This window comes from Nonomuraea sp. NPDC050786 (assembly GCF_040654115.1).
Taxonomy (GTDB): domain Bacteria; phylum Actinomycetota; class Actinomycetes; order Streptosporangiales; family Streptosporangiaceae; genus Nonomuraea.
Genome location: NZ_JBFAHJ010000040.1, coordinates 96,089 through 100,229 on the forward strand (window position 1 = coordinate 96,089; position 4,141 = coordinate 100,229).

Consider the following 4,141-nt stretch of genomic DNA (forward strand, 5'->3'; position numbering starts at 1 on the left):
GGTGGTCGCGATGGTGAGGGCGGGGCGCGGATCGGCGGTGAGGCGCGCGTCCGGGGAAACGGTGAAGGACGTAAGGGCAAGGCCGGGGATTTGGGGCGGTTGCCCGAGGGCGTAGAGGTGTCGGTTTATCGCATCGTGCAGGAGGCGCTCACTAACGTCATCAAACATGCCTCCCGTGCGCGCTGCCAGGTCTCCGTGGTCGCCGATGGCACGTGTGTACGGATAGAAGTGGTGGATGACGGGCTCGGAAGACGTACGGCGCCTGCTGTCGGCACCGGGCATGGCCTGATCGGGATGAGAGAGCGGGTCATGATGTACGGCGGGGAGTTCGAAGCAGGGAGCCTTCCTGGCCGGGGGTTCCGCGTTTTCGCCACGCTGCCGTATAAGGAGGTTCTGTGATCCGCGTGGTTATCGCCGATGATCAGGCGTTGCTCAGGGGGAGCTTTCGCGTGCTCGTCGACTCCGAGCCTGACTTGACCGTAGTGGGAGAGGCTTCCACTGGGGGCGAGGCGGTTTCCGTTGCTCTGGAGGAGCGGCCGGACGTGGTCCTCATGGACGTACGGATGCCGGAAATGGATGGGATTGAGGCTACGCGGCGGATCAAGGATGTAGCGCGGGTCCTTGTCGTGACGATGTTCGACCTTGACGCTTATGTTTATGATGCGCTGCGGGCCGGTGCCAGTGGGTTTTTGCTGAAGGATACGCCGCCTGCGGAATTGCTTGCTGCTATTCGGGTGGTCGCAGGTGGAGAGGCGTTGCTGGCGCCGACGGTTACGCGTAGGCTGATCGAAGAGTTCACGCGTACGCCGGTTCTTCCTCGGATAAAAGGGCTGGACGGCGTTACGGAGCGCGAGCGTGAGGTGCTGATGCTGATCGCTCGTGGGCTGTCCAATGGGGAGATCGCGGAATATCTGCAGGTGAGCTTGGCTACGGTGAAGACCCACATCACCAGGTTGCTGGCCAAGTTGGAGGCTCGAGACCGGGCGCAGCTTGTTATCGCAGCGTATGAGAGTGGACTGGTTTCAGCTGCGGGGTGAATCTGCTGCAGGGTGGTTTGAGTGGCCAAGGTTGGCTGTAAGTTTTGGTGAAGGCAGGCCTGCTGGCTCGCACGATCTTGTCGATATTGGTAGCTGGATGATGTTGATGCCAGTTATTAAGGTGTGGGTTTGGTGCTGTAAGGTGTTGGCGTGATCGGCCGCTGAATTGCTTTAGTGAAGTGATTGAGTCGGCGGCTGAGAGCGTGTTTGAGGCGATCGGCTTGGAGGGGTGAGTCGCGCTTGGTTCAAGGGGGCGCACCGGGCCGCAGAGTCGGTTGGCGAGCTGTGAACATATCCGGGAATTGCAGCACGTCACCGTATGCGTCCGCCGTGACCTCCGACGTCGCCATCAGGATGTCGAGGCAGTCCTGACCGCGGCGGACAGCCAAACGGTCAGCCCGGTGAGGGCCACGACGGCGATGGTGATCAGTGCAGGAAAGTACCAATCTGGGAAAAGAACCCCGAGATCGATATCGCCAGAGGGATATAGCACGATCGCGTAAGTGCCCAATGCGGCCACGGCGAGAGTCAACAGGTAGACCATGCTGGCGGCCGTGCACAGCACGAGGCCGCCTGCGGTGGATCGTCGATTCAGTCGGCCACCCAGCGCGGCGAGTAGGACCGCCTCGACGGCGAGGACGAGGGTGATGCTGAGCGTCCATGCCTCCGCTGAGGCGATCTCCCTTTCCAGCTGTCGTGGCGTCCAGGGCCATTCGTCCCGGAGGTCGAGCTCCGTCGGGTGGGCGGCCAATTGGATCGCGATCAGGGTCACTCCGGCGTACAGCAACGGCGCTGCCAGGGCGCACAGGAGAGCGGGTGAGCGTCTCAGGTGTCGCAGATCCATGATCGATTGGACGGCTGACTCAAACTGAATGTTCCGCGACTAATCAGCTCCAGTGCTGTGACCGGAAGCGATCATCGGGTTCGATGAAGAGGTTCGGCTACGGGGCGAGTGCGCGTCCGCCCCAGCGCTACGCCGCTCTGCCGAAACACAATCCGCCGAGGGAGTGCGACCATCCTGCGGACCACAGGCCACAGAGGTGCGGCGAAAGGACTGTGGATCCTGCGAGGTACCGCAATAGGTTGTGCACCATGCACCTGTTGACCGTGGACCAGGTCGAGTCCTTCGAGGCCGATCTCGGAGTTTCGCTGCCATGGGCCTACCGAGATCACCTTCTACGGGTGGGCGTCGGAGCGGGGCCGTACTACGGGCTCTTTGGGCCAGCGGAGGTGCTCGCCATGAGCCATGGCCCAGCGGGGATGTTCCCTTTCACCCGGCAGGACGCCAAGCGGATCCACACCGACTGGTTGGCCTGGACGCAGTCCCCTGGCTCGCAAGGCGGAGGGCCGAGCGTACGCGCGATGAACGTCGGCGGCTGCATCCTCATCTGTGATCATGGCCACGACGGCTATACTGCGCTGGTCACGACGGGTGAACTCCTCGGGACCGTCTGGGACTTCTGGGCCGAAGGAGACCACTGGCGGCCCGCACGATCCGCGTACCGCGACAGCCCGCACGACCTTGGGCCGTTTCCCACGTTTTCTGCCTGGTATCACCCACCGCAGACAGGTAGGTCCGGTATTCCTCGTTAGCTGGCAGCACAGTGCGTCACTCCTGCGGCGGCACGTCTCTTCATCACTAGTTCGCCGTGGCATAAAACGATCACCAGCTTGGGCGACGGGGGTTTAGGCTGCGTGTGTCAGGGGCCGGCCGCCCCAGCGGATGCCCTTCTCGCTGCGGATGCGGGCGCGTTCGCGGCGTTGGGCAGCCAGGACGTCGGGGTGGCGGGTGTGTGTGTTGCGCCACCATAGGCAGGCGCGCAGGGCCCGGGTCTGGACGGTGTGGTTGGGGTGGTTGGAGTTGGCCAGGGTGACTGCGTAAGGGGCCGAAGTGGGCCTCGATCGGGTTGACCCAGGAGGCGTAGGTGGGCGTGAACAGCAGTCTGACCTTGTGCTTCTTCACCCAGGTGCGGATGCGCCAGTTCTTGTGCGCCGACAGGTTGTCCAGGATGACGTAGATCGGGGCTCCGTCCGGGCGGGCGGCACGGATCGACTTCAGCGCGGCCCAGGTGTGGTCGATGCCCTTTCGGGCTCGGTTGACGCCCCACAGCAGGTCATCACCCACGGAGTAGCAACCGTGGAAGTAAGTGACACCCTGGGTGCGGCGGTAGGTGGCCGGCAGCCGGTCCGCCTGGCCCTGCGGTGCCCAGCCCGTCCCCGCGGTGGGTCGGATCCCTAAGGGCCCGAACTCGTCGAAGGCGAAGGTGCGCTCGGGACGGTGTGTCAGGGCGTACTCGATCTCGTCCAGCTTGGCGTCGAAGTCCGGATCCGGGGATTCTTTCCAGGTCTTGGTGCGCTGGAAGGTGATGCCGTGATGGGCCAGCGGCCAGCAGGGTGCGTAAGGCTTCCCGGCCGAGGGTGATGGCGCGGCCGTGAAGGCGGTGCAGGTAGTCGAGGAGTTTGCGGATGGACCAGCGGGTGAACGGTTGGCCGAGCTTGGCGGGTCGGGTGGTGGCCGTCTGCGCGACGAAGGCTTCGTTGTCAGGACTGAGCAGGCGGGGACGGCCTCCCGCCCGCTGAGGGTCCAGGCAGGCCAGCCCGATCTCGTTGAAGCGGTGGATCACATCGCGCACGGTGTCCTCATCGGCGGCCATCAGGCGGGCGATGACCCGCACAGTGTTGCCGCCGGCCGAGGACAGCAGGATCATCGCCCGCCGATAGCGGACTGTGCTGGTGGTGCCGCGCCGCACGATCCGCTGCAGCTTCTGCCCCTCTTGATCCGTGAGCCTGCGGACCTTAACCGGTTGCGTCACCTGACCTCCCAAGCGCCGATTGAGCGTGATCAGCCCATCCAACTGGCAGGACCGTCCTGCACGCCAAACCTGGTGATCATTTCCGGTCGCAGCACTAGGCACGTGCTTGAGATCGTGATCATCTCTGTCAGCCGCAGATGTCCGCCGACGGCTCATCATCGCGTCCGGCCTGACGGCGGGGGACTGTACGGTTTTCGGCTCTGTCTCAGATTCGGTGGTGACGGAGAGCTAGGCAAGAGAATGCGGTGGCGGAGCAGCGTGAAGCCAGCCCGGCCGTGCATCTGGCGCATG

The 4,141-nt window shown here is 64.0% G+C and carries 4 protein-coding genes and 1 pseudogene; 3 read left to right on the forward strand and 2 right to left on the reverse strand.

Annotated features, from left to right (window positions below; translation table 11 throughout):
* Both AB0H84_RS46795 and AB0H84_RS46800 read left to right on the forward strand, forming a co-directional pair.
* Positions 1–399 (forward strand): ATP-binding protein (locus AB0H84_RS46795; RefSeq protein WP_357619711.1); only part of this gene is annotated, 399 nt, incomplete at its 5' end.
* Positions 396–1,037 (forward strand): response regulator transcription factor, encoded by a 642-nt coding sequence (locus tag AB0H84_RS46800; protein WP_357619713.1) that lies wholly within the window; start codon positions 396–398, stop codon positions 1,035–1,037. The genes AB0H84_RS46795 and AB0H84_RS46800, both read left to right, overlap by 4 nt.
* Before the next feature lie 349 nt (positions 1,038–1,386).
* On the opposite strand, the gene AB0H84_RS46805 is transcribed toward AB0H84_RS46800, so the two are convergent.
* On the reverse strand, positions 1,387–1,809 hold the full coding sequence (locus AB0H84_RS46805) for a hypothetical protein (protein ID WP_357619715.1): 423 nt from the start codon (positions 1,807–1,809) through the stop codon (positions 1,387–1,389).
* Between the two features lie 320 nt (positions 1,810–2,129).
* Here AB0H84_RS46805 and AB0H84_RS46810 point away from each other — a divergent pair, with 320 nt between their 5' ends.
* Positions 2,130–2,630: an SMI1/KNR4 family protein gene (locus tag AB0H84_RS46810; RefSeq protein WP_357619717.1), complete on the forward strand. Its 501-nt coding sequence runs from the start codon at positions 2,130–2,132 to the stop codon at positions 2,628–2,630.
* Between the two features lie 93 nt (positions 2,631–2,723).
* Here the strand turns inward: AB0H84_RS46810 and AB0H84_RS46815 are convergent.
* Positions 2,724–3,850, reverse strand: a pseudogene (locus AB0H84_RS46815) (IS630 family transposase).
* Positions 3,851–4,141 lie beyond the last annotated feature (291 nt).

Bases quoted from the DNA above. Each gene is read 5' to 3' on its own strand.
- AB0H84_RS46810 (WP_357619717.1), top strand. From the start codon at position 2,130: ATGCACCTGTTGACCGTGGACCAGGTCGAGTCCTTCGAGGCCGATCTC.